The sequence below is a fragment of the Methylobacterium sp. Leaf94 genome (assembly GCF_001426045.1).
In the GTDB taxonomy this organism is placed as follows: Bacteria; Pseudomonadota; Alphaproteobacteria; order Rhizobiales; family Beijerinckiaceae; genus Methylobacterium.
Genome location: NZ_LMRM01000012.1, coordinates 200,104 through 226,828, shown reverse-complemented (window position 1 = coordinate 226,828; position 26,725 = coordinate 200,104). Strand labels below are relative to the sequence as shown.

Here is a 26,725-nt window from a genome sequence, read left to right as displayed (position 1 = left end):
ATCCCGGCCGGGGGCTGATCACCGCTTTTTCATAGACATGGTGAAAGCACGATGCCGGCGTATTCGCGCGGGTCTTCGGAAGGTTTTCCGGATGGTTTCCAGACCCTATGATTGTGCCCGCACTGCATCGCCCCCGAACTTTGGTGCCCCTGCAGGGCTGCCCGTCGTTCAGATGACGTGACGGCTCTGCGTCGACTTGCTAGGCCCGGGCTCGAACGACCCATCTCCGACGACTTCCCGAGCAACGTCCATGCCTCAGACGACCCGCCGCACGCTTCTCACCGGGGCGACGACGAGCCTCGCGCTTCTCACGCCCGTCGGGTCCGCCCTCGCGCAGGGGCGCGGCCTCTTCGGCGGCGCCATCGATGGGAATGGCCCCTACGACGATGAGCGCCTCTATCGCGACGAGGAGGGACGGCTCTACCGTCGCCGGGGCGGCCAGTACGTGCCCTATTCGGAGCGTGGATCGGACCGCGGGTTCGAACCGGCGCGCAGCCAGCGCGGCCGCGCCGTGGCGGACGATCCGGATGCGGATCTCTACGCCCCGCGGCAGGTGCCGCCCGCCTCGGTGCAGCAGGCCGCTCCGGCCAAGCCCGTCGACGATGGTCCCATCGACTTCAACCGCGCCTACGCAGCGGTCACCGACGAGCCCTTCCCCGTCTATGCCTTCAACTGGCGCAAGGCGAACCCGTCCTTCCTGCGCCAGGAGGTCGCCTATACGGGTTCGGAAACCCCGGGCACGATCGTGGTCGACCCGCGGGCCCATCACCTCTTCCTCGTCCAGCCCAATGGCCGGGCGCGTCGCTACGGCGTGGGCGTCGGCAAGCAGGGCTTCTCGTGGGCCGGCGCCTCGACGGTGAACTCCAAGCAGATGTGGCCGGACTGGTATCCGCCCAAGGAGATGATCGCCCGCACGCCGAAGCTGGCGCGCTCCGTCTCCCAGCTCCAGAGCGGTCTCGGCGTGCCCGGCGGTGCGCACAATCCCCTCGGGGCCCGGGCCCATTACCTGTGGCAGGGCAACAAGGACACGCTCTACCGCATTCACGGGACGCTGGAGCCGGAGTCGATCGGCAAGAGCGTGTCGTCGGGTTGCATCCGGATGATCAACCAGGACGTCATCGATCTCTACGGCCGCGTCGAGATCGGCTCACGCGTGGTGGTGCTGAGCTGACGGAAAACGGCCTCCCCCTCACGTCGTGAAGGGGAGGCCGCGGCCTGCATATTCGCCCTGACGGTGCGGGCTCCGCGCCGGGCGCGGAGGCGGGCCGCTCAGGCCTCGGTGATCTCGCCTTCGCGCACCGCGCGCTCGCTGCTCCCGGACTTGATCCGGTAGAACGGCTCGCCGGTCTGATCCTCGGGGACGAGGCGGACGATCTCGAAGACGTCGGAGATATCGCTCTTCGGGGCGGTGTAGCCGATCTGGGCGCGACGCACGCGCTGGCCGATCTTGAACTTGTGGGACATGGCGCTTGTCTCCTCAGTGGAGGTTCGGCGGACTGACGTCGCGCCTGAGGTGGGCCCGCCCGTCGCGGCGGCCCCGGTGATGCGGTCTCGTCCCGAGGGACGGAACCGTCGGGCGGATCCGCGCCGAATCCGCCGTGGGGTCGCGGGATCGAACGATCCCGGCGACGGAAACCGTCAGCGGCGCGCCTTGGCCTTGCGGGCGGCGTAGCGCGCATCGCGCTGAGCCTTCTGCTCCAGGCGTGCGGCAGCGGCCTGCGCCACCTTCTCCTCGGCGGCGCGAATTTCCTCGGCGGCCTGACGCTCGCGCTCGGCCTCGGCCTCCGCGGCGCGCTGCGCCTCGGCCTCGAGCCGGGCCTGCTCGCGGGCCGCGACGCGAATCTCGCGCTCCCGGGCGATCTGAGCCCGCTCGGCCTTGCGGGCGACCACGACCGGATCATCCGCGGCCGGGCGGTCACGGAAGCGGGCCAGCGCCGCGGCACGGGCTTCGGTCGCGGCCTTGAGGCGGTCGGTCATCGAGTTCGGGTTGAATTGGCTCACACAGGATCCTGTCATGCGGGAGGCCGCCGACGGCGCGCTCCCCTGGAATCGGGTCTCAGAACACAAGCAAGCCGCCTCCCATCCGGGAAGCGGCTCTCGAAACAGGTTGGGCTCCACACGGGAGCCCGCCGTGATCAAACGGTCTGGAGGCTGCCGGCGGACTGCTTGCCGCTGCGCTTGTCGGTTTCCATCTCGTAGGAGACCTTCTGGCCTTCCGCGAGGCCGCGCATGCCGGCGCGCTCGACGGCCGAGATGTGCACGAACACGTCGCTTCCGCCGTTATCCGGCTGGATGAAACCGAAACCCTTTGTCTCGTTGAACCACTTAACAGTACCGACAGCCATCGTATTCCTTCGCCCTTGCGGGCTTCATCTACCGGAGGTCCACGCGATCATGCGCGGCCGTCTCCGTCATCAGTTCAAGACAGAGTTCTCTGGCACACGATTTCATAACGAAACCGCGCCATCGAGGTTCAGCCGTTGAATTGATGGCTAATCTCTACGCGCTTCGCGGCCGATTAGCAAATCGAATTTCAAATCCCGCGGTACGGGACGCAAATTCCGCGGCCGAAATATCTGTGCCGGCCGGGTGTATCTCTCGCTTTCTTCGCGGAATATCCCCTCGAGATTCTGGTCCCGGGGCATCGTTCGCATGGGGTCCGTGGGGTCCAGATCCGTGGGCGCGGGTCGTGCCGACCGCAGCGCCTCCGGCAGGGCCGCGGCCCGCCGTAGGATCCGGTCGCCGGGGCGGAACCAGATGACGCCATTCCTATTAACGACATCGATCCCGCGCCCAACAGTCGTGACCCGGCCTTGCACGCTTCGCCATCCGTCCAACACCCTCCAGACGGGACTTTCCCACTCCGGAGCGTGCAGTTCTCAAGCGGCGATCACCCTCAGGAAGACGCCGCTCAGATCTATCAATTGATGTTTGCCAGCTCTGCGCTGGTGACGCCCCTGGCGACGCCCTTCCACGTGGAAATCACCAGTTTCTGGTCGGAACACCTGCGGTTTCATTTCATGGACGGCGTTCCGTTCCTCTTTCACCGGACGGCGCAGAAGCTCGGCTTCGATGGCCTCGACGCGATCGTTCTCCAACATGTCGAGACCGGCGACATCGTCGCCAACTTCGATGGCCGTGACGTGCGGACCGGGGCCGGGTCCGTCTACGCCATCGACTTCTCCCGGCCCGTGCTCATCCGCGACGCTCCGGACATCCCTCGGCAACGCCGCAATTTCGTCGGTATGCCGCGCGCCTTCGCCCGCCGCTGGTTCGGCCCCCTGGATGCGATCCACGGCCTCGTCATTCCGCCGGACATCGCCGCGCCCTACACCGCCCATCTCCTGCGCTTGCGCGACCGCCTGCCGCACTGGACCGCCCTCGACGCCGAGGCCGTCGCCCAGACCGCGACTCTGATGGCCCAGGCCATCACCGCCGCCCTGGGTCACGGCACGTCCCTCAGCGATCCGGCGCGGCTGCACCAGAAGGCCCGTCTCTATATCGAGGCGAATCTGGGCAATCCCGACCTGAGCGCCGCGGAGGTCGCGCGCAGCATCGGCGCCTCGCGCTCCAGGCTCTTCGCGATGTTCCAGCCCGTCGGCGGCGTCGAGTGCTTCATCCGCTCCGCCCGGCTGGAGCGCATCAAGGCGGCGCTCAGCGCGCCGGCGCAACCGCACCCCATCGCCGTGCTCGCCGAGGCGGTTGGGTTTCGCAGCTCGGCCCAGCTCAGCCGGCTTTTCCGGCAGCATTACGGGATGACGCCGTCGCAGTTCAGCGCCAGGGCCGATCCCGGCGGCGTCCGGCGGATCAGCGAGCGGGCGTGAAGCGGATCGGCGGACGCGCTACAAGGCGAGGGCGACCTTGACCACGGCGCCATCCTCCGTGTCGGGCCGGACCGTGAAGCCGAGCTGGCGACAGACCGCGAGCATGGGTCGGTTCTCGCGCAGGACCGTCCCCTCGACCCGGGAGAGCCCCTCAACCCGGGCCCAGTCGATCATCAGGCTCATCAGGGCGTGGCCGAGGCCTGTTCCCTTCCGGTCGCCGTGGATCAGGATGGCGTATTCGCCGCTCTCATGGTTGGCATCGGCGTGGAGACGGACGGCGCCGAGCATCATTCCGGTGGCCGCGTCGATCGCCACGAAGGCGATGGCGCGGGCGTAGTCGAGCTGCGTGAGCTTGGCGAGGAAGGCGTGGTTGAAGTCCCGCACCGGTGCGAAAAAGCGCAGGCGCAGGTCCTCGGCGCTGACCGACTGGAAGAAGGTGAGGAACAGCGCCTCGTCCTCCGGCCGCACCGGCCTTACCGTGACGGTCTCGCCCCGGAGGTGGAGGGTGCGCTCCCACTCCACCGGATAGGGTCGGATCGCGAAGCGCGGATGGTAGGCGCCCCGGGCGCGGCGGCCGGCCGCGGTCTCGGCCGCCACCATCACGCGGGCATCGAGGGCGAGGGCGCCGGTCTCATCGGCGAGGAGCGGATTGATGTCGAGCTCGCGTACCTCGGGACAGTCGGCCGCCAGTTGAGCCAGCTTCACCAGGACCAGCGCCACCGCGTGGCGGTTCACCGCCGGCACGTCGCGATAGGCGGCGAGACGCCGGGCGACGCGGGTCCGGTCGATCAGCTCCGAGGCGAGGCGCAGGTCGAGGGGGGGCAGGCCGAGGGCCCGGTCGTCGATGACCTCCACCGCCGTGCCGCCCCGCCCGAACACCACCACCGGCCCGAAGGTCGGGTCCTCGGCGAGCCCGGCGATCAGCTCGCGCTGCTTGCCGCGCCGGATCATCGGCTGGACCGCGAAACCGGTGATCCGCGCCTCCGGCGCCAGCCGCCGGGCCCGGGCGAGGATGTCGGCGGCGGCCGCCCGCACGTCGGCCTCGCTGGTGAGATCGAGGCGCACGCCGCCGACGTCGGACTTGTGCACGATGTCGGGCGAGACGACCTTGAGCGCCACGGCGCCGCCCTGCGCGATGATGGGCCATGCGGCCGTCGCGGCCGCATCGATGTCGGGCGCCAGCGCCAGCGGCACACTGTCGATGCGGTAGGCGGCGAGGAGGTCGGCCACGGCGACGGGGTCGAGCCAGGTCTGCCCCTGGGCCACGGCGCGTGCGACGACGGCGCGGGCCGCCTCGACGTCCGGCGAGAAGTCGCGCGGCAGCGAATCCGGCGTGCGCATCAGGTCGTCCTGCGCCTCGCGATAGCGCACGAGGTGCAGGAAACCCTCGACGGCGGCGTCCTCGGTGGAGAAGCGTGGAATGCCCGCGGCGGCGAGGCGTCCGACCGCCTCGGCCTCCTCACCGATCGTCACGGCGAAGACCGGCTTCTTGCGTGCGCCGTTCCGACGGATCCGGGTCACGGTGTCGGCGATCGCTCCGGCGACCTCCGTGCCGTCCGAGCGGGCCGTGGGCACGTGGACGGCGAGCACCGCGTCGTTGCCCGGATCCGCCAGCAGCGGCGCAAGGGCGTCGGCATAGGCCTCCGGTCCGGCGGCGACGCCGAGATCGACGGGATTGCCGAGCGTCCCGGCCGCCGCCAGGGTGCCGCCGCGATCCGCGAGCCGGTCGGCCGCCAGGGCGCCGATCCCGCGTCCGTTGCCCAGGATCGCGAGGCGATGCCCCGGGAAGGGACGCTGGCGCCCGAGCGTCTCCACCGCGGAGAACATCGCATCCAGGCTCTCCACCGCGAGCAGTCCGGCGCGGCGGAAGGCCGCCTCGTAGACGGTGTCGGGCCGGGCGAGCGCGCCCGTATGGGTTGCGGCGTGCCGGGCCGGAGCCCGGTGGCGCCCCGCTCGGAGCACCACGACCGGCTTGGCGCGCGCGGCCGCCCGCGCCGCCGACATGAACTTGCGCGCATCCACGACCGCATCGAGGGAAAGCAGGATCGCCCGGGTGCGGATGTCGGCCGCGAAGTGGTCGAGGCAATCCGCGACGTCGATATCGCAGGCGATGCCGAGGGACAGCACCGCCGAGAAGCCCACGTCCCGGCGGGCCGCCCATTCGACGATGCCGGCGGCGACGGTGCCCGACTGCGAGACCAGCGCCAGGTCGCCGGCCTTGGGGGGCCGGGCCAGGAGACTCGCATCGAGGTGGGCGCCGGGAACGGAGAGGCCGATGCTGCCGGGCCCGAGGAGGCGCAGGCCGTGGCGGCGCGCCTCCGCCCGAGCCGCCTCGCAGACCGCATCGCCGACATCCGGCGTCAGGATGACGGCACCGGCCGCGCCGCGCAGCCCGGCCTCCGCGATCTGCTCAGGAATCGCTTCGGCCGGGGTCGCCAGGATGACGAGGTCCGGCGCAACGGGAAGGTCGGCGAAGCGTGGAATCTGACCGGCGGCCGCATCGGAGCCGAGGCAATGGATCGGCCCCGGAAAGCCGCCGCGACGGAGATTGGCCAGGGCCGCCTCGGCCAGCCCATCCGGCCCGGCATCGAGACCGACCAGGGCGATCGCGCGCGGGGCGACCAACGCCTCGAAGCGGTACGTACTCATCGGCCGACCTGCCTCTGCTCGGGTGACGGGGCGGTCGCTCCTGAACCGTCCCGGCAGCAGGAGCGTCGCCGGCTTGGTAACCGGGTCGGATCGCGAACGCGTCCGGCAGGCGGTGTTATAGACCGCCTGCGCCCGACCGGTAGGGCGTTCGCGTCCGGAGACCCGCATGCCGTCCCAGCCTCACTCTCCCGCCACCGAATCGACGGACGGAGCGATCCGTGCCGACATCGTCGCCGCGATGCGCGACCTTCTCACGCTCGGTCTGAGCCAGGGCACTTCCGGCAACGTGTCGGTGCGGGCGGGCGACGGCTTCCTCGTCACGCCGTCCGGCATTCCGGCCGAGACGCTGCGGCCGGAGGATCTCGTGGCGATGCGGTTCGACGGCGGTTTCGCGCACCCGCTCGCCCCCTCCTCCGAGTGGCGCTTCCACCGCGACATCCTCGCGGCACGTCCGGAGGTGAACGCGGTGGTCCACGCGCATCCGACCCACTGCACCGCCTTCGCGATCTGCGGGCAGGACATTCCGGCGGTGCACTACATGATCGCGGCGGCCGGCGGACCGACCGTGCGCTGTGCCCCCTACGCGCCCTACGGCACCGAAGCCCTGTCGGCGGCGGCCCTCAACGCCCTGGAGGGACGGATGGCCTGCCTCCTGGCCAATCACGGCATGATTGCCGTCGGAACCGATCTTCGAAAGGCCCTCTGGCTCGCGGTGGAGGTGGAAGCGCTCTGCCGCCAATATGCGGTGGCGCTTCAGGTCGGAAATCCCGTGGTGCTGCCAGACGACGAGATCTGGAGAACGGTGGAACGGTTCAAATCTTACGGTCCGCGCAGCCGAACGGACGGGTGATCAGGTCTCGCACGGCCCGGGACAGGTGTCGAAATCGTCCGTTCCGGACCTTTCCGCGCGGACCTGCGTAAATTTTTACGCAGGTCCGCGCGTGGCCGCGGATAAAAACACGCGGCCTCCACAGTCTGTACGAGCCGGTTCGCGTCTAGATTTTGTATTCAAGAGCCATTTTAGCGCTCCGGCCGACTCTGCCGGTAATCGGCCCTAGAGGTCCGCTTTAGCTCAAATTTCGATGCAGACCTGGTCTGTAAGAGATCATATTTCCTCCCGTAGAAAATATTTTTCCGGTTCCCCGATCTGAACCGTGAGGCATTAGGGCACCCTGTCGCCCAGTCCGTGCAGGAACAGGCAAAATCGCGCAAATTTAGTCCAGTTCGTCGGAATGGCAGTGGTTGCTGGTCTATTCCAGTTCACCAGACATCGACCGGATGCGACCTATACGAGACCTGATGAGGCTCTTGCCTTTTGCTTTGCTTCATCATAGCAAGCAGCAAGTCACAACCATGACGCGGCAGCCAAACCTCCCAACCGGCACGACGCCCTCAGGGTGGGTGGTATTCAGAACGCAACGAGAGATTCAGAATGAGCACCGAGAACGGAATCCTGCCGGACTACATCGAACTCGCAGCCGACATCGTGTCCGCATTCGTGAGCAACAACTCGGTTCCGATCGCTGACCTGCCGGCGCTGATCGGCTCGGTGCACGCCACCCTGAGCAAGCTCAACCAGGTCGGGACCGAGGAGAAGGCGGAGCCTCTGACTCCGGCCGTGTCCATCAAGCGCTCGATCACGCCGGACTACGTCGTCTGCCTCGAGGATGGAAAGAAGTTCAAGTCTCTCAAGCGTCACCTGCGGACGCGCTACGAGATGACGCCCGAGCAGTATCGCACCAAGTGGAACCTCCCGAGCGACTATCCGATGGTCGCCCCGAACTACGCGGCCGCCCGTTCGGAGCTGGCCAAGAACATGGGTCTCGGCCAGCAGCGTCGGAAGCAGGAGAGCGTGGCCGTCGAGACCGAGGCCAAGGCGGAGTCGGCTCCGCGCGGGCGTCGGCCCAAGGTGGCGGCTCAGGCCTGACGCCAGGACGCGCAGGCTTGGCGCCGGATCGCGATTGACGCCGGAGGGATGACGAACGAGGCCGAGGCGCATCGCCTCGGCCTCGTTCGTCTTGTCCACAGTTTGTCGACTGCTCCTGCACTGATCTTGGCAGATCCGGTGAAACGACGCGTTTTACAGATCGGGTCGGTATTCGAACCGGCACGATGCCGCGGGAAGGTCGATCCGGCGCGCTAACCCGCAAGATCTCCGGGCATCCGGAGCACTTTCTCCCCTCCGCGACCCGGACGGCGTTAGAGAACGCGCAACCCTCCGCTGCCACGGTCGGGTCCACCGCGGTCGAGGGTCGAACGATCCCGGCCCTCTTCCGGTTGGGACCACCACATGTCGGGTCGATCGCAGCTCGTGGCGCGCCTGTTCTGGACGTCCGTGCTCGGAGGGGGCTGCGCCCTCTGGTTCGGGCAGCCCGGCGCCATCGGAGCCGGACTGGCATGGGCCGGTGTCGTCCTTCACCATCTCGACCGGCCGCGGCGCCTGCGCCGGCTGATCCGGAGGATCGCACGCCCCCATGCGCCGACCCTGGCCCTGCGGCGGCGACAGGAATGCTTCGTCGATGCCTACGGCAACCTGATCAGCGACGGCTGGGAGCGCGAGCGAACCTACTTCGCCGAGCGCACGGTGGTGCCGCAGTTGGAGGCCCGTGGCCGCGGCGACGAGATCGACGGAGCCTGGGACGACATCCTCGCCATCATCGAACGGGTGGCGGATGGAGTGCAATTGCCGGACGAGAGCGAGGCGCCCGAGGAGGGCATCGCCTACGAGCGTTACTGCGCGGGACGTCTGCGCGAGGCAGGCTGGAACGCGCGCGCCACCCAGGCCAGCGGCGATCAGGGCGCAGACATCGTCGCGGAGCAGGCCGGGACGCGTCTCGTGGTCCAGTGCAAGCGCTACGGGCGTCCGGTGGGCAACGGCGCCGTGCAGGAGATCGCTGCGGCGATGCGCTACTGGTCCGCCGACATGGCGGCGGTCGTCTCGAATGCCGGGTTCACCCCAGCGGCGCGCAAGCTCGCCGCCGCCACCGGCGTCCGGCTGCTGCACCACGACGCCCTCGCCGAATTGCAGCCCGCGCCGCCGGTCGCCCCGCCGCCCGGCGCCAAGCGACGCGCGGTTCGTCCCCCGCGATCATCCCTCGCCGAGCGGTAGCCAGCGATGGCTCTGCGCGGCCAGGAGCGCGGTGGCGCCCTCCGGCCCGTCGCTTCCGGCGGCGTAGGGCTCCACCGGCGCATCGGTCCAGGCCTTGAGCAGCGGATCCACCACCGCCCAGGCTGCCTCGATGCTGTCGGCCCGCTGGAACAGGGTCGCGTCGCCGATGAGGCAATCGTAGAGCAGCGTCTCGTAACCGACGCTCGGCGTCTCCCGGAAGAAATCCCCGTAGTCGAAGGCGGCGGTGACCCGGCCGAGATCCAGGCGTGGCCCGGGCCGCTTCGCGTTCATCTCGATGTCCATCCCCTGCTCGGGGTCGATGCGAAAGCGCAGGACGTCGGGGGTTACGGGCGCATCCGGCGTCGCGAAGGGCGAGTGCGCCGGCGGCCGGAAATGAAGGGCGATCTCGGTGACGCGGTCGGTCATCCGCTTGCCGGTGCGCAGGTAGAACGGAACGTCCTTCCAGCGCGGGTTGTCGATGGCGAGCTTCAGGGCGACGTAGGTCTCGGTGTGGGAATCGCGGGCGACGTCGGGCTCATTGCGATAGGCCGGCACCGCGTGCCCGTGCTCCTGACCCGCCCCGTATTGGCCGCGAACCGCCTGCGCGGGCTGGACCGGTTGCACCGCCTGGATGAGCCGGGCTTTCTCGTCGCGGACATCCTCGGCGTCGAGACTCTTGGGCGGCTCCATCGCCACCATGCAAAGCAGCTGGAACAGGTGGTTCGGCACCATGTCGCGCAAGGCGCCCGTGGGCTCGTAGAAGGCGCCGCGCGCCTCGACCCCAATGGTCTCCGCCGCGGTGATCTCAACGTGATCGACGTGGTCGCGATGCCAGACCGGCCCCAGCAGGCCGTTGCCGAAACGGATCGCCAGGATGCTCTGAACCGTCTCCTTTCCGAGGAAGTGGTCGATGCGGAAGAACTGGCTTTCGGTGCCCTGCTCGAGGATGCGTGCGTTCAGGGCGCGGGCCGATGCAAAGTCGCTGCCGAACGGCTTCTCGATGACGACGCGGCGGAAGACGCCCGCCTGCTCCTTCAGCAGGCCCACCTCCCCCAGGGCATCGACGATCGGGCCGAAGAAGCGGGCCGAGACCGCGAGATAGAAGATGACGTTGCCGGACAGCGCCTGAGCGAGGCCCGTGAAGGTCTCGGCGGCGGTGAAGTCCCCTTGGCGGAAGCTGAGGCGTTCGCTGACGAAGCCCCAGACCTTGGGATCGATGTGGTCGGGGTGGAATTCCGACGTCCGGTCCGTGGTGAAGGACTGCATCGTCTCGGAGAGGGCATCGCGCCAACCCTCGTCGGTGTTGGCGTTGTGGTCGACACCGATGATGCGGAACGCCGGGTCGAGCAGGCCGCCGGCCGCGAGGTTGTAGAGCGCCGGCATCAGCAGCCGCTTCGTGAGGTCGCCGGCGGCCCCGAAGATCACCAGCGTGCAGGGGGGGGCCGCCGGAACGGGCTGATGCTCGGGTGTCGCGGCGGGTGCTTTGGCGGGGGGTGTCTGGTCCATGGCCCACGGCCTCCACTCACGGTTGCGGCGCGGCGCGCCGGCAAAATCCGCTCGTCAACCTGCGGCGCCCGGCGACGTTCCGGCCAAGGTCGTGCCGGATCGCATGGGCTGACCCGACCGGGACGCGGGGCCGGTCCCTATTCGTCGGTGCGGACGGCCTGGCCCGAATCCACCGGCAGGCGGGCTTCCTTGAGGTCCTCCCCGCTCGGCAGGCTGCGCACGTCCCAGCCGCCGCCCAGCGCGCGGATCAGCGAGACCGCGGTGGTGAAACGGTTGAGGCGGATCTGCAGGGCGGCGACCTCGTTGTTCAGGGCGAGCGCCTGGGCCGTGACCACGGTGGTGAAGTTCTGCGTTCCGGCCCGGTACTCGTTCAGGGTGATCTCCACGGCGCGGCGGGCCGAGGCCACGGCCTCGTCCTGGGCCACCTGCTGCCGGGCAAGGATGCGCACGCCGGCAAGGCCGTTCTCGACCTCCGAGAAGGCGGTGAGCACGGTCTGGCGGTAATTGGCCACGCTGGCGTCATAGGCCGCGCGGGTGATGCGCAGGGCCGCCGCGCGGGCGCCCCCGTCGTAGAACACCTCCGTGCCGGCGGCCGCCACCGACCAGACCTGGTTGACGGCGGAGAGCAGGCCGTTGGCCGGGTTGCCCGAGATGCCGCCGGAGGCCGAGAGCGTCACGGTGGGGTAGAAAGCCGCCACGGCGACGCCGATCTGCTCGCTCTGGGCCTGGACGTTGCGCTCGGCCTGCGCGACGTCGGGGCGCCGCTCGAGAAGCGTCGAGGGAATGCCGACCGGCACGGCGGGCGGGCGCGCGGCGAGCGGCGCCACCGGCAGGCTCAGCTCCGACGGCGGCCGACCCACGAGGAGTGCGATGGCGTGCTCGAAGGTGGCGCGCTGCAGGCCGATGGCGATGGCCTGGGCCTGCGTGGTCTGGAGCTGCGTCTGGGCCGTGATCACGTCCGAGCGTGCGGCGACGCCGGCATTGTACTGGTTCTCGGTGATCGCGAGGCTCTTCTTGTAGCCTTCGATGTTCTCGTTGAGCACGCGCTGGAGCGAATCCTGGTAGCGCAGCGTCAGGTAATTGGTCGCAACTTCGGACTGGAGCGTCAGGCGCACCAGGGCGAGTTCGGCGGCGCTGGCCTGGGCCGTGGCGACCTCGCTCTCGATGTTGCGGCGGATGCGGCCGAACAGGTCGAGTTCCCAGCTGGCCTGACCCTGGAGCGAGACGTTGGTGCGCTCGATCCCGAGGGAGCGGGACCGCGAGACACTGGGGGCGCCGGTGACCGTGGGGAACAGGGCGGCGCGGGCCTGGGCGACGAAGGCGCGCGCCTGCTCGTAGGCGGCCACCTGGACCCGCAGGCTCTGGTTGTCGACATCCACGAGGCGGATCAGGCGGTCGAGGGTGGGGTCGCGGAACACCCGCCACCAGTCGCCGCGCTCGGCCCCGTCATTGGGCGCGGCCGGACGCCAGCCCTTGCGGCTCGCCACGTAGGCGGCGCTGTCCTCGCGGGTGCCCCCCTGCTTGAACGCCAGGGGCGTCTCCACCGAAGGACGCGCGTAGTCCGGCCCGACCATGCAGCCGGACACGAGCCCGGGCAGGCCCAAGAGGGCGAAGAGTCCGGGGCGCAGCCTCATTCGGCCGGGCTCAGGGCCGCGCCGGCCGCCGGCGCGCGGCGGCGCAGCCGGTCGAGATACAGGTACACGACGGGGGTGGTGTAGAGGGTCAGGATCTGGCTCACGATCAGGCCGCCGACGATGGCGATACCGAGGGGCCGCCGCAGTTCGGAGCCCTCCCCGCCGGCGAGGATGAGGGGCAAGGCGCCGAGCATCGCGGCGAGCGTTGTCATCATGATCGGGCGGAAGCGCAAGAGGCAGGCCTCGAAGATCGCCTCCTTCGGGGAGGCTCCGCGCGTGCGCTCGGCATCCAGGGCGAAGTCAATCATCATGATGGCGTTCTTCTTGACGATGCCGATGAGCAGGAAGACCGCGATCAGCGCGATGACGGTGAATTCGGTGCCGGATACGAGAAGCGCCAGCAGCGCGCCGATGCCGGCCGAGGGCAGCGTCGAGAGGATCGTGACGGGGTGGATGAAGCTCTCGTAGAGGATGCCGAGGATCGTGTAGACCGCCAGCAGCGCGGCCAGGATCAGCAAGGGCTGACGTGAGGACGATTCCTGGAAACTCTTGGCCGAACCCGCGAATTCGCCGTGGATGGTGGCGGGCAGGCGCAGGTCGGTGATGGCTTGTTCGATGGCGGCGGTGGCATCGGACAGGCTCTTGCCGGGCACGAGATTGAACGAGATCGTGGTGGCGACGAACAGGCCCTGGTGACTGACCTGCACGGGCGCGTTGCCGGTCTCCAGGCGGGCGAAGGCCGAGAGCGGAATCATCGTCTCCTTGGCGCTCGACACCGGCGCGCTCGACGAGGCGCCGCCCTTGCCGCCCGCGATGGCGTTGGCGGCGGCGTTGCGGGCCGAATCGGTGGCGATGGAGGCGGCACTGGCGTCGGCGGCCGCCGTCGCGCCGACGGCGCCGGTCGCCGCGGCTCCGGTCGGGGCGCCCGCCACCGTGCCGGCCACCGCGTTGGTGGTGGCCGAGCCCCGCGCCTTGCCGCCCGAGGTCGAGACGTAGAGCATCTTCAGGGTGTCGGGGCTCTGGAGGTAGCGCGGCGCGATCTCCATCACGACGTGATACTGATTCAGAGGGTTGTAGATCGTCGAGACCTGGCGCTGGCCGAAGGCGTCGTAGAGCGTGTTGTCGATCTTGTCCGGGGTCAGGCCGTAGCGGAAGGCGCTGGCCCGGTCGATCACGAGGCGGCTCTCGAGGCCGCCCTCCTGCTGGTCGGAGGTGACGTCGGCGAAGATCGGGTTCTTCTGCAGCGCCTGCACCAGCTTCGGCGCGGCGGCGTAGAGCTCCTCCGCCGTGTCGCCCTGGAGGGTATACTGATACTGGGCGAAGCTCTGCCGGCCGCCCATGCGCAGGTCCTGGCGCGGGAACAGGTAGAGGCGGGCGCCGGCGACCTGCGACAGCTTCGGGCGCAGGCGTGCCATCACGGCGGTGATCGACTCACGCTCACCCCGGGGCTTGAGGCCCACGAAGACGTTGGCCGAGTTGGTGCCGCGCCCGCCCGTGAAGCCCACGACGCTGTCGACGGCGGGATCGGCCTGCACGATGGCGGTGGCCTGTTCCAGCTTCTGCTTCATCGACTGGAACGAGATGCGCTGGTCGGCCTGGATGCCGCCCATCATCTGTCCCGTATCCTGCTCGGGAAAGAAGCCCTTCGGCACGATGACGTAGAGGTAGACGTTCAGGCCCACGGTCGCGAGCAGCGAGAGGGCGACCAGCCGACGATGGCGCAGGGCGATGCGCAGGGTGCGCTCGTAGCCCCTCAGCATCCCGTCGAACCCGGCCTCCAGGACGCGCACGAACCCGTTCGGCCGCACGGTCTCGTGGGGGGCCTCGCGCCGCAGGAGCAGTGCGCACATCATCGGCGTGGTGGTGAGCGAGAGCACCAGCGAGATCAGGATCGCCAGCGAGAGCGTGACGGCGAATTCCTGGAACAGGCGCCCGACGATGCCGCCCATCAGGAGGATCGGCAGGAACACCGCTACGAGCGACAGGCTCATGGAGATGACGGTGAAGCCGACCTCGCGCGAGCCGAGGAGCGCCGCCTCGACCCGGGGCCTGCCCTTCTCGATGTGGCGCTGGATGTTCTCCAGGACCACGATGGCGTCGTCCACGACGAAGCCCGTGGCGATGATGAGCGCCATCAGCGACAGGATGTTGAGGCTGTAATCGAGCAGGTACATCGCCGAGTAGGTCCCGACGATGGAGATCGGCACCGCGACGGCCGGGATCAGCGTGGCCCGTCCCGAGCGCAGGAACAGGAACACCACGAAGACGACGAGCACGACGGCGATGAGCAGCGTCTCCTCGGTTTCGGCCAGGGAGGCCCGGATGGTGGCGCTGCGGTCTCCCGTGACCATGAGGTCGATGTCGCCCGGGAGCGCCGCCGTCACCTGCGGAATCGCCGCCTTCAGCCCCCGGATCGTGTCGACGACGTTGGAGCCGGGCTGCTTGTAGATGAACAGGATCACGCCCGGCTTGCCGTTCACCAGGCCGAGGTTGCGCCGGTCCTCCACCGAATCCTCGATCGCGCCCACATCGGTCAGGCGTACGGCGGCGCCGTTGCGATAGGCCACCACGAGGTCGCGGTAATCGGCCGCCACCCGGCCCTGGTCGTTGGCGTAGAGCTGGTAGTGGCGCGTCTCCGTCTCGATGGCGCCCTTCGGCGAGTTGGCGTTGGCCGACGCGAGCGCCGCACGGATGCCCTCGAGGCCGATGCCGTAGTTGAAGAGCGCCGTGGGATCGAGTTCGACCCGCACGGCCGGCAGCGACGAGCCGCCGATGTCGACGTTCCCGACCCCGGGGAGCTGGGACATCTTCTGCTGCACCACCGTGGCGGCGGAATCGTAGAGTTGGCCCGGCGTCAGGGTGTTCGAGGTGAGGCCCAGGATGAGGATCGGCGCGTCGGCCGGGTTGAACTTCCGGTAGGTGGGATTCGACCGGAGGGCCGTCGGCAGATCGGCCCGCGCGGCGTTGATCGCGGCCTGGACGTCCCGGGCCGCGCCATCGATGTCGCGGTTGAGCCCGAACATCAGCACGAGGCGGACCGAGCCGAGCGAACTCGTCGAGGTCATCTCGGTGACGTCCGCGATGGCGCCGAGGCGGCGTTCCAGGGGCGCCGCCACCGTGGTGGCCATGGTCTCCGGCGAGGCGCCGGCCATCTGCGCCTGGACCAGGATGACGGGGAAATCCACCTGCGGCAGCGGCGCCACCGGCAGCTTCAGGAAGGCGAAGATGCCCGCGAGCAGCACGCCGATGGTCAGCAGCGTGGTGGCGACGGGCCGCCGGATGAACGGCTCGGAGACGTTCACGGCAGCGCCTCGACGCTGTCGGCGCCGCCGGCGCGGCGGCCGGAGAGGCGGCGCTCCAGGCGATCGAAGGCGAGGTAGATCACCGGGGTGGTGAACAGGGTCAGCACCTGGCTGACGATGAGGCCGCCCGCGATGACGATGCCGAGCGGCTGGCGCAGTTCGGATCCGACGCCGGTTCCGACGATGAGTGGCACCGCCGCGAACAGGGCCGCCAGCGTGGTCATCAGGATCGGCCGGAAGCGCAGGATGCAGGCCTCGTAGATCGCGTCGCGCGGGCTCATGCCCTCCTCGCGCTCCGCCTGGAGCGCGAAGTCGATCATCATGATCGCGTTCTTCTTCACGATGCCGATGAGCAGCACGATGCCGATGATCGCGATGATGTCGAGGGAGAGCCCGAACAGCATGAGCCCGATCAGCGCCCCGATGCCGGCCGAGGGCAGCGTCGACAGGATGGTGATCGGGTGGATGAAGCTTTCGTAGAGCACGCCGAGGACGATGTAGACGGTGACGATGGCGGCCAGCACCAGGAAGAGCTGGTTCGAGAGCGCCGACTGGAAGGCGAAGACCGAGCCCTGCGGCACCACGCGGAAGCTCGGCGGCAGGTCGATCGACCGGCGTGCCGCCTCCACCGCCCCCACCGCATCGCCGAGCGCCACGCCGGGCGCGAGATTGAACGACACGGTGGTGGCGGGGAACTGACCGAGATGGCTGATCAGCAGCGGCGCCCGCCGCTCGCTCACCTGGGCCACGGCCGAGAGCGGAACCTGGCCGGAGGCGACCGTGGAGGACGGCAGGTAGATGTGGTCCAGGCTCTCGATGGTCTTGTGCAGGTCCGGGTCGGCCTCGAGGATGACCCGGTACTGGTTCGACTGGGTGAAGATCGTCGAGATGATGCGCTGACCGAAGGCGTCGTAGAGGGCGTTGTCGACGGTGGCTGGCGTGATGCCGTAGCGCCCGGCGGTCGGGCGATCGATGGTGATGTAGGCGGCCAGACCGCTCGCCTGAAGGTCGCTCGCCACGTCCATCAGCAGCGGGGAGGCCTGCAGCGCTCGCACGAAGCGCGGCACCCAGGTCTCGAACTCGGTCAGGTTCGGGTTCTCCAGGATGACCTGGTACTGGGTCGCGCCCACCGCCGTATCGATGGTGAGGTCCTGCACCGACTGCAGGTAGAGGCGGATGCCCGCGACATCGGTGGTGGCCGCTTTGAGTCGTTCGATGATCTCGGGCGCGCGGGCGATGCGCTGATCCTGCGGCTTCAGGTTGATGAGGAAGCGGCCGGAATTCAGGGTGACGTTCTGGCCGTCGACCCCGATGAAGGAGGACAGGCTCTGCACGTCCGGGTCCTTGAGCACGACGGCGGCGAGCTTCTGCTGGCGCTCGGCCATGGCGGCGTAGGAGACGGTCTGGTCGGCCTGGGTGACGCCCTGGATGACGCCGGTATCCTGCACCGGGAAGAACCCCTTCGGGATCACCACGAACAGGTAGGCGGTGAGCGCGATCGTGCCGAGGGTCACGATCAGGGTCAGCGTCTGGTGGCGAAGCACCACCCGCAGCATGCGGCCGTAGGCGGCGATGATGCCGTCCATGCCCCGGCGCGCGGTGCGGGCGACGATCCCCTCGCGCCGGTCCGGGGCACCGGGCACGTGCGCCTTCAGCAGGCGGGCGCACAGCATCGGCACGAGGGTGAGCGAGACCACCGCCGAGATGATGATGGTGGCCGCCAGCGTGATCGCGAATTCGTGGAACAGGCGCCCCACCACGTCCCCCATGAACAGCAGCGGGATCAGCACGGCGATCAGCGAGACGGTGAGCGAGATGATGGTGAAGCCGATCTCGCGGCTGCCCTTCAGCGCGGCCTCGAGGGGGGAATCGCCCTCCTCCACGTGGCGGGCGATGTTCTCGATCACCACGATGGCATCGTCGACCACGAAGCCGGTGGCGATGGTGAGCGCCATCAGCGACAGGTTGTCGAGGGAGAAGCCGTAGAGGTCCATGACCGCCAGGGCGCCGATCAGGGAGAGCGGCACCGACAGGCTCGGGATCAGGGTCGCGGAGACGCTGCGCAGGAACAGGAAGATCACCAGCACCACGAGGCCGATGGCCAGCGCCAGCTCCACCTGCACGTCGTGCACCGAGGCGCGGATGGTGGTGGTGCGGTCGGTGAGCACGGTGACGCCGATGGCGGCCGGCAGGGTCGCCTGGAGCTGGGGCAGCAGCGCCTTGATCTTGTCGACGGTGCTGATGACGTTGGCGCCGGGCTGGCGCTGGATGTTCAGGATGACGGCGGGCGTCTCGTCCATCCAGGCGCCGAGCTTGGTGTTCTCGGGACCGTTGACCACGTCGGCCACGTCCGAGAGCCGGACCGGCGCGCCGTTCTTGTAGGCGATGATCGCGTCGTCATAGGCCTTCGGGTCGCGGATTTGATCATTGGCGTTGATGGAATAGGACTGCGTCGGCCCGTCGATGGTGCCCTTCGGCGTGTTGACGTTGAGGTTGGTGACCGTGGTGCGCAGGTCGTCGATGTTGAGGCCGTAGGCGGCCAGGGCGCGGGCGTTGAAGCGGATGCGCACGGCGGGGCGCTGTCCGCCGCCGGTGCTGACGAGGCCGACGCCGGCCACCTGGGAGATCTTCTGGGCCAGTCGCGTCTCGGCCAGATCGCGCACTTCGGTGAGCGGCAGGGTCTTCGACGTCAGAGCCAGGGTCAGGATCGGCGCATCGGCCGGGTTCACCTTGGCGTAGATCGGCGGGGCCGGCAGGTCCGAGGGCAAGAGGTTGCCCGCCGCGTTGATCGCGGCCTGGACCTGCTGCTCGGCGATGTCGAGGGCGAGATCCAGGCTGAACTGCAGGGTGATGACGGAGGCGCCGGCCGAGCTCTGCGACGTCATCTGGTTGAGGTTGGCGAGCTGTCCGAACTGCCGCTCCAGCGGCGCCGTCACCGCCGAGGTCATCACCTCGGGGCTGGCGCCCGGATAGAAGGTCTGGATCTGGATCGTCGGGTAGTCGACCGACGGCAGGGCCGAGACCGGCAGGTTCAGGTACGACACCATCCCGACGAGCAGGATCGCCAGCATGAACAGCGTGGTGGCGACGGGCCGCAGGATGAAGAGGCGGGACGGATTCATCGGCTCATTGCGCCTCGGCCGGCCGCTGCCGGCGGCGCTCGCGCTTCTGGCTCTCGGGCGCGACGGCATCCGCCTTGGCGGCGTCGGGCTTGGCCCCCTCCGTCACCGGCGCGGCGGCCGGCGTGCTCTGAGCCTCCGCCGGCGCGCCCCGACCACCGGCCGACTTGCCCTGCGCATCGGCCGCATGATCGCGGTGCGGGGCGCTCCGGGCCTTGCCGGCCTCCTCGGTGATGCGCACCGGTGCGCCGTCGCGCAGGCGGTCGGTCCCGTCCACGACCACGCGGTCGCCGATGTTCAGTCCCTCGGTCACCACCGTACGGGGGCCATCCGCCTCGCCGAGCTTGATCGGGCGGACGACGACCTTGTCGTCGCCCTGCAGCAGGTAGACGTAGGTGCCCGGCGTCCCGCGCAGGATCGCCGCCGTGGGGACGATCGGGGCGTCGCGCACGGTATCGACGACGAGCTTGGCGTTGACGAACTGGTTCGGAAAGAGGGCGTCGTCCTGGTTCTCGAAGATCGCGCGCAGCTTCACCGTTCCGGTGGTGGTGTCGATCTGGTTGTCCACCGTGTCGAGGACGCCGGTGGCGATCACGTTGGTGTCGCCCCGGTCGTAGGCCGTGACGATGAGCTTGGCGCCCGACCGCAAGCGGCGCATCACCCGCGCGACGTCGTCCTCCGGCAGGGTGAAGACCACCGAGATCGGATGCAGTTGGGTCACAACCACGATGCTGGTCGAGGCCGCCGTGATGTAGTTGCCCTGGTCGATCTGCCGCAGGCCGACGCGGCCTTCCACCGGCGAGACGATGCGGGTGTAGGTGATGTTGAGCTTCTGCTGGTCGACCAGGGCCTGATCGGCCGCCACCGTGCCCTCGTTCTGCTTCACGAGGGCCCCTTGCGTGTCGACGTTCTGCTTCGAAATCGAATCCTGCTGGGAAAGCCGCTGAAAACGGGCGAGATCGAGCTTCGAGTTCTGCAGCAGGGCCTGATCGCGCATCAACTGGCCCTGATACTGGGCGAGCTGGGCCTCGTAGGGGCGCGAATCGATCTGGGCGAGGAAATCGCCTTTCTTCACGGTCTGGCCCTCGCGAAAGCCGATCTCCGTGAGGTAGCCGCTGATCTGCGAGCGCACCGTGACGGTGGCGAGGGGCGTGACCGTGCCGAGGCCGGCCAGCACGATCGGGACGTCGCCCGCCGCGACCGTGGCGATGCCCACCGCCTGAGCCGGCTCGCCATGGCCGCCGCGCCCACCCGCTCCCTTGCCGCGCCCGGACGTGGCGGCGACCTGGGTCTCCGTTTTCGGCGCGAGGTAGAAGCGGTATCCGGCGTATCCGCCCCCCGCCAGGATCAGGAGAAGGACGAACCAGAGCCCCGCCCGGCTGCGACGGGCCGGTGGTGCGGTGCGCGACTCGCGCGGCAGCACATCGCCCGGACGCGCGTCGTCCCGGAGCGTCCCGGGGTATTCGCGCGCTGTCTCGGTGCGGATGGGAGAGGTTTCGTTCATGGCCTGACGATCATGGCGTGTTGCGGACGGCGTTGCGAGCGGAAGAACCGGCAGGCTCTCACGAGACCAACGGCCGCCGGCGCAACGCAATCCCGGTCCCCATGCCCGGTCGGCGCATGTCCGATCGACGCTTGGCCAGCCGGTGCTCGGCCAGTCGATGCTTGGCCGGATCGGCAGGAGCTGCCGATGGGGAGGACATAAGGTCCATGGGCGCTCCGGGACAGGATCGAGCGACGTCGCACCCTGCGCCCCGCATCGGCGGGTCTCGCCCGACCCTGGATCTGCTCCAAGCGAAACTCGACCCCGGCCGGTCCCAGGTCTCGAAGGCGGTCGCGGCACGGCATGGGAGACGCTCTAGGGAACCAATGCGACTCCAGTGCGGCCTTCGCGTTTCCACCGTATTGCTGTCGCGCCGGCACCCGGAAATCCCTGCCGAGACGCGCCCGGTTACGCGGCCAGCCCTCCGACAGACGAGAAAAGGCCGCCGCTGGGGGAAGCGACGACCTCTTCTTGGGAAGGACCGGAGCGGCGACGACACGTGTACGGAACGAGGGGGCGAAGTCCCGCGCTGGCAATCACCGCTCCAGCCGTGAGTCGAGAGTTACGTGATGGCTGATGAAAGTCAACAATCGTCAGGCCACCCGCCCGGAGGTGGTTCGGGCCGCGTGCGAGGACGCACATTTCACCGGGGCGAAGGGGCGTGCTACGCCACGGCTTGCCGCGCCCTTCCCCTTCCCCGAACCCCCGCTCTCCATGAATCCCGTCCTCGCCGATCTGCCGACGACCATCTTCACGGTGATGTCGGGCCTCGCCCGCGACCTCGGCGCGATCAATCTGGGTCAGGGCTTCCCGGACGATCCGGGACCGGAGGATGTCCGGCGCAGGGCCGCCGAGGCCGTGCTGCACGGCGACAATCAATACCCGCCGATGATGGGCTTGCCCAACCTGCGCCGGGCGATCGCGGCGCATTACGCGCACCACCAGGGGCTGGATCTCGAGCCGATGGCGGAGGTGATGGTGACGTCGGGGGCCACCGAGGCCATCGCCGCCGCCCTGTTCGCCCTGATCGCGCCGGGTGACGAGGTCGTGCTGTTCGCCCCCCTCTACGACGCCTACCTGCCGCTGGTGCGCCGGGCCGGCGGCGTCGTGCGCATCGTGCCGCTCCAGCCCCCGCAGTTCCGCCTCGACGCGGACGCCCTGGCGGACGCCTTCTCGGATCGGACGAAGCTCGTCGTCCTGAACAATCCGCTCAATCCCAGCGCCACGGTCTTCGGACGGGAGGATCTGGCGCTCCTCGCCTCCTTCTGTACCCGGCACGACGTGGTGGCGGTCTGTGACGAGGTCTGGGAGCATATCGTCTTCGACGGCGCACGACATTGCCCGCTGATGGCGCTCCCGGGCATGCGCGACCGGACCGTGAAGATCGGCTCGGCCGGCAAGATCTTCGGCCTGACCGGCTGGAAGGTCGGCTTCGTGATGGCGGCGCCGGCCCTGCTGCGGGTGGTGGCCAACGCCCACCAGTTCCTCACCTTCACGACGCCGCCCGCCCTGCAGGAGGCGGTGGCCTACGGGCTCGCCAAGGACGACGCCTACTTCACCGGCATGCGCGCGCGCTTCGCCGCCTCCCGCGACCGCCTGTCGGCGGGCCTCGCCGAACGCGGCTTCCGGGTGCTGCCTTCCCACGGCACCTACTTCCTCACCGTCGACCTCGCGCCCCTCGGCTGCGACGACGACGTCGCATTCTGCGACGACCTGGTGCGCCGGCACGGCGTCGCCGCGATTCCGATCAGCGCCTTCTATCCGGATGCGTCCGTGCGCCACCTCGTGCGGCTGTGTTTCGCCAAGGCCGACGACGTCCTCGACCGGGCCCTCGACCGGCTCTCCACCGTCGCGCGGCAGGCGGCCTGATGGGCGGGTTCGCAGGGGCGGCGCTTGCGGGCGCACGGGACCGGGGCCACATCCCGACGCATGACCACGCCGCGCCCTTCCCCCAGGCTGGACTTGCCCCGGAGCCCGACCATGGACTTCACCCAGACCGCCGGTGCCACGACCCGCTTCCGACCCAAGGCGGACGACCGCGAGGCAACGCTGCTGCGCCTGGAGGCGTTCGCACACCTCATGGATTCGGCCTTCGTGATCCCCGGCATCAACCGGCGGGTGGGCCTCGACGCCCTGGTGGGTCTCGTCCCGGTGGTGGGCGACGTCGCCGGCATGCTGCTGGCCTCCTACATCGTGGTGGAGGCGCGCCGGCTCGGGGCGCCGCGCTGGCTCATCGCCCGGATGGCCTTGAACATCGCGGCCGACGGGGCGCTCGGGGCCGTGCCCCTGGCAGGCGACCTGTTCGATGCGGCGTTCAAGGCCAACCGCCGCAACGTGCGCCTGCTGCGGCGTCACCTCGAGCGGCATGGCGGCTTGCGCCCGAACGAGATCGAAGGCACGGCGACGCACATCGACGGCTGAGATCCGACGCACGGGGGGGCGCCCGATGAACGAGGTCGCGCGTCCCGACAGCGCCTGGGCAGTCGCCCTGCCCCCGCCGGGGCGGGGCCTCTCGCCCTTGAACCGGCGGCGGCTCGCCAATTTCCGGCGCAATCGATTGGGCTACTGGTCGTTCCTGATCTTCACGGCCCTGTTCGTCACGAGCCTGTTCGCCGAGTTCATCGCCAATGACCGGCCGCTGGTGGTCTCGTACAAGGGCGAGATCCTGTTCCCGGTGGTCATCGACTACCCGGACGAGAAGTTCGGCGGCTTCTATGCCCGGCCCAACTACCGCTCGGCGGAGACGCGCAAGGAGATCGCCGACAACGGCTGGGCGATCTGGCCGCCGATCCCCTATTCCTACGACACGATCATCGACGGCCTGCCGACCCCCTCCCCCTCGCCCCCGACCTGGATGCTGACGGAGGCCCAGTGCCAGAGCGTCGGCAAGTCCTGCTCCGAACTCGAGACGCACTGGCTCGGGACCGACAACACCACCCGCGACGTGCTGGCGCGCATCATCTACGGCTTCCGCATCTCGGTGCTGTTCGGGCTGATCCTCGCCCTGATCTCCTCGGTGATCGGGGTGATCGCCGGGGCGGTGCAGGGCTATTTCGGTGGCTGGGTCGACCTCGCCCTGCAGCGCTTCATCGAGGTCTGGAGCGGCATCCCGACCCTCTACCTGATCATCATCATCTCGGCCTTCATCGAGCCGGGCTTCTTCGTGCTGCTGGGCATCCTACTGCTGTTCTCGTGGGTGTCCCTCGTCGGAGTCGTGCGCGCGGAGTTCCTGCGGGCCCGCAACTTCGAGTACGTGCGCGCCGCCCGGGCGCTGGGCCTCTCGAACATCCGCATCATGAGCCGCCACCTCCTGCCCAACGCGATGGTGGCGACGCTGACCTTCCTGCCCTTCATCCTCAACGGATCGATCGGGACGCTGACCTCCCTCGACTTCCTCGGCTTCGGCCTGCCCCCCGGCTCGGCCTCGCTGGGCGAATTGCTGGCCCAGGGCAAGGACAACATCCAGGCCCCCTGGCTCGGACTGAGCGGCTTCTTCGTGGTGGCGGTGATGCTGAGCCTGCTGGTCTTCGCCGGCGAGGCCGTGCGCGATGCCTTCGACCCGCGAAAATACTTCGCCTGACAGCCGTTTGCCGCCGCGGCGGGGAGCCTTGGGGGAGCCTTGAGAGAGCACTTCAGAGCGGGCGCTGGCGACCGCCGTCGAGCAGCCAGCCCCTGGCACGGAGGAGCAGGGCCGGCCGGACCCGGGCGACGTCGTCGCCATCGACAAGGGGGGAGGCCGCGAGGGCGGTGAGGTAGGCCTGTTCGCTGGGCCGGCAGGTGCGCAGGGCCGCGTCGGCGGCGATGACCCGGCGGGAGAGGACGACCTCAAGGGCGAAGTTGCGGTTGAGGCAGGCGCGCCAGGAGGCGTGGCGCTCGGCCACACTCGGAGCCTCCTGCGCCGCCGCGGACGCGACGAGCAGCATCAGCAGAGCGGGCGCAGCGGCGGTGCGGAGGTGATGGCGGAACGTCATGGCGGGGTATCCCGGAGCGGGATCACCCTCGCGTCGCCACGCTTAACCGCCCCTTAAAGGATCGGATTGTCCACGATCCCGCACGGGGACAGCGTCAGCGGTTGGCGGTGGTGACGGGCGAGGCGGCCCGGCCCAGGGACACCCAGGCGACGGCATCCTGGCTCTCGCGCTTAATGAAGGTGTAGCCGGTCTGACGCCAGGGCAGGATCGTGCTGGTCTTGTTGTCGAGGATGAGGTCGCCGCGATCCGTGATCAGGGTCAGAACGGCGTGCCCCTCGCCCTTCTCGTCGATCACGACCGTCATCCGCATCGCCCGGCGCGGCAGCCCGGCCTCGGCCAGGAGCTTGCGCTTGAGGAGCTGGAAATCCTCGCAATCGCCCGAGCCGTCCTCGGCGAGGTCCCAGCGGTCCGCGACGCGCAGGTGGTCCATGTCGGTGACGGCGACGAGGGACTTGTTTACCCGGCGGTTGACCGAGACGATGGTGTTCCAGATCGTCGGCGTCAGGGTGATCTGAGCCGGCTCGGCGCCGTTCACCGCACACTCCGTCGCGTAGGCGGCGCAGAAATCGACCCAGGCGGCGATCGGGCGGGTCTGGGCGCCGGCGCTGATGGCGCTCGGGACGGTGGGCAGGGCTGCCAAGGTCTGCGCCTCCGCCCCCGACAGGGCGGCGAGGCCCGCGAACAGCGTCGCGGCGCCGAAGGCGGCGAAGCGGGTCGTCAGAGCCGAGAACCGCTGGGAAAACCCGTACCGCATGACCGCCCTTGGCCCCGTTAAGCTTCTGTTAACGAATGTCCCACGGCCGGCGTTGCACCACAATCGGCGGGTTAAGAAAAGGTTAACGGTGTGGATGGCGGCGCTTCGGTTCGCCGTCATGGCGTTCGGTCGACGCACCGATCCACCGCGACACGCCCGAGATCGGCGGCGGGAACGACACCGTCCCCGTACGGCCGCGCAGCATTGCCGGACTGAATTTCATCGCGTGTCCGTGTTGCGGTCGAGGATTGTTTTGCCGGACGCCGAACAATCTCGGGTCGATCTGCATGCGACGGAGTCTCGGCTGGGCTCGCACGCCGCAAGTGTCCCGGGGTCGGGCGGAGGGACGCTTGTCACCGGATGAGGAGGCCCCATTTCCACCCGCGATGGCGCAATCAGACCGAGACGACGAGACTTCGATGATTGAGGCAGATCGACCCTTCCGGACCGCCCGGCTGGCCACGGCGCGGCTGGCGCTCGCCGCAGCCCTGGCGGCCGTGATGATCCCCGCCGCTCGGGCGCAGGAGATGCCCTACGTGAACCCGGAGAGCGGGACGTTCCTAATCCATGGCAATTACTGCGGACCGGGCAATCGCAGCCCGCGCCCGCCCATCGATGCCCTCGACCTCGCCTGCATGCACCACGACATCTGCTCGCCACCACGTGGGCAGATTGCCACCTGTGCCTGCAACGACCGCCTGCACGCGGAGGCCGAGGCGGTGTCGGCGGATTCGCGTCAGCCGCAGGGCCTGCGCGACACGGCCGGCTTCGTCGCCGACACCGCCCTCGCCCTGCCCTGCCGCTGACGCCACGCCCCGGGGCGCACCGCCCGCCTCGGGTTCCTGTTGGCCTTAGGCCTGGGGCAGGTCCGGCGTGATGCCGAGGTTGGACAGGCCCTCTTCGAGAAGGTCGCCCGCATTGGGGATGCCGAGGATCTCGTGGGCGGCCCCTTCGCCGACAGCCTCGCGCTCGCGGGCGAAGCGTACCGCCTCGGACCATTCCTCGGGCTCCATGTCGCCGCGCCCGATATAGAGGAGCGCCAGGAGGTCGGCGCGCTCGTCGTCGTTGAGGGCGCCGATCATCGACCGCAATTCTTCCTCAGTGGCGTCGTCCGTGCCCGAGACGAGCACGTCGGTGGCCCCGTCATCGGTGGGGTTGGAGCCGGAATCGGGGTCGGTCGCCCCTTCCTTCACATCGACGGCGCGCACGCGCAGGATGATCTCGGTGACCTTGTCGACGGCGATGTCCATGAACGCATTCCCGCTTCGGCGGCCGCCGGCAGCGGCGGTCCTGAGCAGCGACAACGGGCCAAGC

Annotated in this window: 22 protein-coding genes; 9 read left to right on the top strand and 13 right to left on the bottom strand. The window is 69.2% G+C overall.

The annotated features are described in order from the left end of the window. Positions 1-250: 250 nt before the first annotated feature. On the top strand, positions 251-1,171 hold the full coding sequence (locus ASG63_RS09445) for a L,D-transpeptidase (protein ID WP_056214916.1): 921 nt from the start codon (positions 251-253) through the stop codon (positions 1,169-1,171). A gap of 98 nt (positions 1,172-1,269) precedes the next feature. On the opposite strand, the gene ASG63_RS09440 is transcribed toward ASG63_RS09445, so the two are convergent. The 3 genes from ASG63_RS09440 to ASG63_RS09430 form a co-directional block, all read right to left on the bottom strand. Then, positions 1,270-1,464 (bottom strand): hypothetical protein, encoded by a 195-nt coding sequence (locus ASG63_RS09440; RefSeq protein WP_055947626.1) that lies wholly within the window; start codon positions 1,462-1,464, stop codon positions 1,270-1,272. Positions 1,465-1,638: 174 nt separating this feature from the next. Next, positions 1,639-2,001, bottom strand: coding sequence for a DUF6481 family protein (locus ASG63_RS09435; RefSeq protein ID WP_274534727.1), 363 nt, complete (start codon positions 1,999-2,001; stop codon positions 1,639-1,641). Positions 2,002-2,135: 134 nt separating this feature from the next. After that, positions 2,136-2,345, bottom strand: a complete 210-nt coding sequence (locus tag ASG63_RS09430; protein WP_055947623.1) for a cold-shock protein — start codon at positions 2,343-2,345, stop codon at positions 2,136-2,138. Positions 2,346-2,927: 582 nt separating this feature from the next. Between ASG63_RS09430 and ASG63_RS09425 the strand changes: the two genes are divergently transcribed. Beyond that, complete coding sequence (locus ASG63_RS09425) at positions 2,928-3,824, top strand: helix-turn-helix domain-containing protein (protein ID WP_056214913.1); 897 nt, start codon at positions 2,928-2,930, stop codon at positions 3,822-3,824. Positions 3,825-3,842: 18 nt separating this feature from the next. Here the strand turns inward: ASG63_RS09425 and ASG63_RS09420 are convergent, their stop codons facing one another. Continuing rightward, positions 3,843-6,473 (bottom strand): bifunctional acetate--CoA ligase family protein/GNAT family N-acetyltransferase, encoded by a 2,631-nt coding sequence (locus ASG63_RS09420; protein ID WP_056214910.1) that lies wholly within the window; start codon positions 6,471-6,473, stop codon positions 3,843-3,845. Positions 6,474-6,639: 166 nt separating this feature from the next. Between ASG63_RS09420 and ASG63_RS09415 the strand changes: the two genes are divergently transcribed. The 3 genes from ASG63_RS09415 to ASG63_RS09405 all read left to right on the top strand — a co-directional run bounded on the left by ASG63_RS09415 (position 6,640) and on the right by ASG63_RS09405 (position 9,582). Continuing rightward, entirely contained in the window at positions 6,640-7,323 is a 684-nt protein-coding gene (locus ASG63_RS09415; protein WP_056214907.1) for a class II aldolase/adducin family protein, read from the top strand. 582 nt (positions 7,324-7,905) lie between these two features. Continuing rightward, a complete protein-coding gene (locus ASG63_RS09410; RefSeq protein WP_056214905.1) occupies positions 7,906-8,400 on the top strand; it encodes a MucR family transcriptional regulator in 495 nt (164 codons plus the stop codon). 363 nt (positions 8,401-8,763) lie between these two features. Next, a complete protein-coding gene (locus ASG63_RS09405) occupies positions 8,764-9,582 on the top strand; it encodes a restriction endonuclease (protein WP_082514003.1) in 819 nt (272 codons plus the stop codon). Here ASG63_RS09405 and zwf read toward each other — a convergent pair. The 5 genes from zwf to ASG63_RS09380 form a co-directional block, all read right to left on the bottom strand. Next, the gene (gene zwf, locus ASG63_RS09400; protein ID WP_082559239.1) at positions 9,562-11,088 is read right to left on the bottom strand and encodes a glucose-6-phosphate dehydrogenase; all 1,527 of its coding nucleotides are present in this window, start codon (positions 11,086-11,088) and stop codon (positions 9,562-9,564) included. The genes ASG63_RS09405 and zwf overlap by 21 nt on opposite strands. Positions 11,089-11,225: 137 nt before the next feature. Then, positions 11,226-12,722, bottom strand: a complete 1,497-nt coding sequence (locus ASG63_RS09395) for an efflux transporter outer membrane subunit (RefSeq protein ID WP_156394130.1) — start codon at positions 12,720-12,722, stop codon at positions 11,226-11,228. Next, complete coding sequence (locus ASG63_RS09390; RefSeq protein WP_056214902.1) at positions 12,719-16,024, bottom strand: efflux RND transporter permease subunit; 3,306 nt, start codon at positions 16,022-16,024, stop codon at positions 12,719-12,721. Before ASG63_RS09390 ends, ASG63_RS09395 begins: the two co-directional genes overlap by 4 nt. Next, positions 16,021-19,146: an MdtB/MuxB family multidrug efflux RND transporter permease subunit gene (locus tag ASG63_RS09385; protein WP_056214898.1), complete on the bottom strand. Its 3,126-nt coding sequence runs from the start codon at positions 19,144-19,146 to the stop codon at positions 16,021-16,023. Before ASG63_RS09385 ends, ASG63_RS09390 begins: the two co-directional genes overlap by 4 nt. A 4-nt stretch (positions 19,147-19,150) precedes the next feature. Next, positions 19,151-20,647 (bottom strand): MdtA/MuxA family multidrug efflux RND transporter periplasmic adaptor subunit, encoded by a 1,497-nt coding sequence (locus ASG63_RS09380; RefSeq protein ID WP_056214894.1) that lies wholly within the window; start codon positions 20,645-20,647, stop codon positions 19,151-19,153. Between the two features lie 753 nt (positions 20,648-21,400). On the opposite strand from ASG63_RS09380, the gene ASG63_RS09375 reads away from it, so the two are divergent. The 3 genes from ASG63_RS09375 (at position 21,401) to ASG63_RS09365 (ending at position 24,266) form a co-directional block, all read left to right on the top strand. Beyond that, positions 21,401-22,555, top strand: coding sequence for an aminotransferase (locus ASG63_RS09375; protein WP_056214889.1), 1,155 nt, complete (start codon positions 21,401-21,403; stop codon positions 22,553-22,555). A 111-nt stretch (positions 22,556-22,666) separates the two neighbouring features. Continuing rightward, the gene (locus ASG63_RS09370; RefSeq protein ID WP_056214886.1) at positions 22,667-23,107 is read left to right on the top strand and encodes a DUF4112 domain-containing protein; all 441 of its coding nucleotides are present in this window, start codon (positions 22,667-22,669) and stop codon (positions 23,105-23,107) included. A gap of 25 nt (positions 23,108-23,132) precedes the next feature. Beyond that, the gene (locus ASG63_RS09365) at positions 23,133-24,266 is read left to right on the top strand and encodes an ABC transporter permease (RefSeq protein ID WP_056214883.1); all 1,134 of its coding nucleotides are present in this window, start codon (positions 23,133-23,135) and stop codon (positions 24,264-24,266) included. Positions 24,267-24,318: 52 nt separating this feature from the next. Here the strand turns inward: ASG63_RS09365 and ASG63_RS09360 are convergent, their stop codons facing one another. The 3 genes from ASG63_RS09360 to ASG63_RS25170 form a co-directional block, all read right to left on the bottom strand. Next, entirely contained in the window at positions 24,319-24,657 is a 339-nt protein-coding gene (locus ASG63_RS09360; RefSeq protein ID WP_056214880.1) for a hypothetical protein, read from the bottom strand. Positions 24,658-24,751: 94 nt separating this feature from the next. Then, complete coding sequence (locus tag ASG63_RS09355) at positions 24,752-25,411, bottom strand: transglutaminase-like cysteine peptidase (protein ID WP_056214877.1); 660 nt, start codon at positions 25,409-25,411, stop codon at positions 24,752-24,754. Between the two features lie 82 nt (positions 25,412-25,493). Next, positions 25,494-25,700, bottom strand: a complete 207-nt coding sequence (locus ASG63_RS25170; protein WP_156394129.1) for a hypothetical protein — start codon at positions 25,698-25,700, stop codon at positions 25,494-25,496. 130 nt (positions 25,701-25,830) lie between these two features. Between ASG63_RS25170 and ASG63_RS09350 the strand changes: the two genes are divergently transcribed. After that, positions 25,831-26,217 (top strand): hypothetical protein, encoded by a 387-nt coding sequence (locus ASG63_RS09350; protein ID WP_056214874.1) that lies wholly within the window; start codon positions 25,831-25,833, stop codon positions 26,215-26,217. A gap of 45 nt (positions 26,218-26,262) precedes the next feature. Here ASG63_RS09350 and ASG63_RS09345 read toward each other — a convergent pair whose 3' ends face one another. Further along, entirely contained in the window at positions 26,263-26,661 is a 399-nt protein-coding gene (locus ASG63_RS09345; RefSeq protein WP_056214871.1) for a DUF3775 domain-containing protein, read from the bottom strand. Positions 26,662-26,725 lie beyond the last annotated feature (64 nt).

Coding starts and splice junctions, on each gene's coding strand:
- ASG63_RS09420 (WP_056214910.1), bottom strand. CDS start 6,473: ATGAGTACGTACCGCTTCGAGGCGTTGGTCGCCCCGCGCGCGATCGCC.
- ASG63_RS09405 (WP_082514003.1), top strand. CDS start 8,764: ATGTCGGGTCGATCGCAGCTCGTGGCGCGCCTGTTCTGGACGTCCGTG.
- ASG63_RS09410 (WP_056214905.1), top strand. CDS start 7,906: ATGAGCACCGAGAACGGAATCCTGCCGGACTACATCGAACTCGCAGCC.
- ASG63_RS09415 (WP_056214907.1), top strand. CDS start 6,640: ATGCCGTCCCAGCCTCACTCTCCCGCCACCGAATCGACGGACGGAGCG.
- ASG63_RS09395 (WP_156394130.1), bottom strand. CDS start 12,722: ATGAGGCTGCGCCCCGGACTCTTCGCCCTCTTGGGCCTGCCCGGGCTC.
- ASG63_RS25170 (WP_156394129.1), bottom strand. CDS start 25,700: ATGCAGATCGACCCGAGATTGTTCGGCGTCCGGCAAAACAATCCTCGA.
- ASG63_RS09440 (WP_055947626.1), bottom strand. CDS start 1,464: ATGTCCCACAAGTTCAAGATCGGCCAGCGCGTGCGTCGCGCCCAGATC.
- ASG63_RS09425 (WP_056214913.1), top strand. CDS start 2,928: ATGTTTGCCAGCTCTGCGCTGGTGACGCCCCTGGCGACGCCCTTCCAC.
- ASG63_RS09360 (WP_056214880.1), bottom strand. CDS start 24,657: ATGACGTTCCGCCATCACCTCCGCACCGCCGCTGCGCCCGCTCTGCTG.
- ASG63_RS09380 (WP_056214894.1), bottom strand. CDS start 20,647: ATGAACGAAACCTCTCCCATCCGCACCGAGACAGCGCGCGAATACCCC.
- ASG63_RS09370 (WP_056214886.1), top strand. CDS start 22,667: ATGGACTTCACCCAGACCGCCGGTGCCACGACCCGCTTCCGACCCAAG.
- ASG63_RS09430 (WP_055947623.1), bottom strand. CDS start 2,345: ATGGCTGTCGGTACTGTTAAGTGGTTCAACGAGACAAAGGGTTTCGGT.
- ASG63_RS09385 (WP_056214898.1), bottom strand. CDS start 19,146: ATGAATCCGTCCCGCCTCTTCATCCTGCGGCCCGTCGCCACCACGCTG.
- ASG63_RS09445 (WP_056214916.1), top strand. CDS start 251: ATGCCTCAGACGACCCGCCGCACGCTTCTCACCGGGGCGACGACGAGC.
- ASG63_RS09365 (WP_056214883.1), top strand. CDS start 23,133: ATGAACGAGGTCGCGCGTCCCGACAGCGCCTGGGCAGTCGCCCTGCCC.
- zwf (WP_082559239.1), bottom strand. CDS start 11,088: ATGGACCAGACACCCCCCGCCAAAGCACCCGCCGCGACACCCGAGCAT.
- ASG63_RS09355 (WP_056214877.1), bottom strand. CDS start 25,411: ATGCGGTACGGGTTTTCCCAGCGGTTCTCGGCTCTGACGACCCGCTTC.
- ASG63_RS09345 (WP_056214871.1), bottom strand. CDS start 26,661: ATGGACATCGCCGTCGACAAGGTCACCGAGATCATCCTGCGCGTGCGC.
- ASG63_RS09350 (WP_056214874.1), top strand. CDS start 25,831: ATGATTGAGGCAGATCGACCCTTCCGGACCGCCCGGCTGGCCACGGCG.
- ASG63_RS09375 (WP_056214889.1), top strand. CDS start 21,401: ATGAATCCCGTCCTCGCCGATCTGCCGACGACCATCTTCACGGTGATG.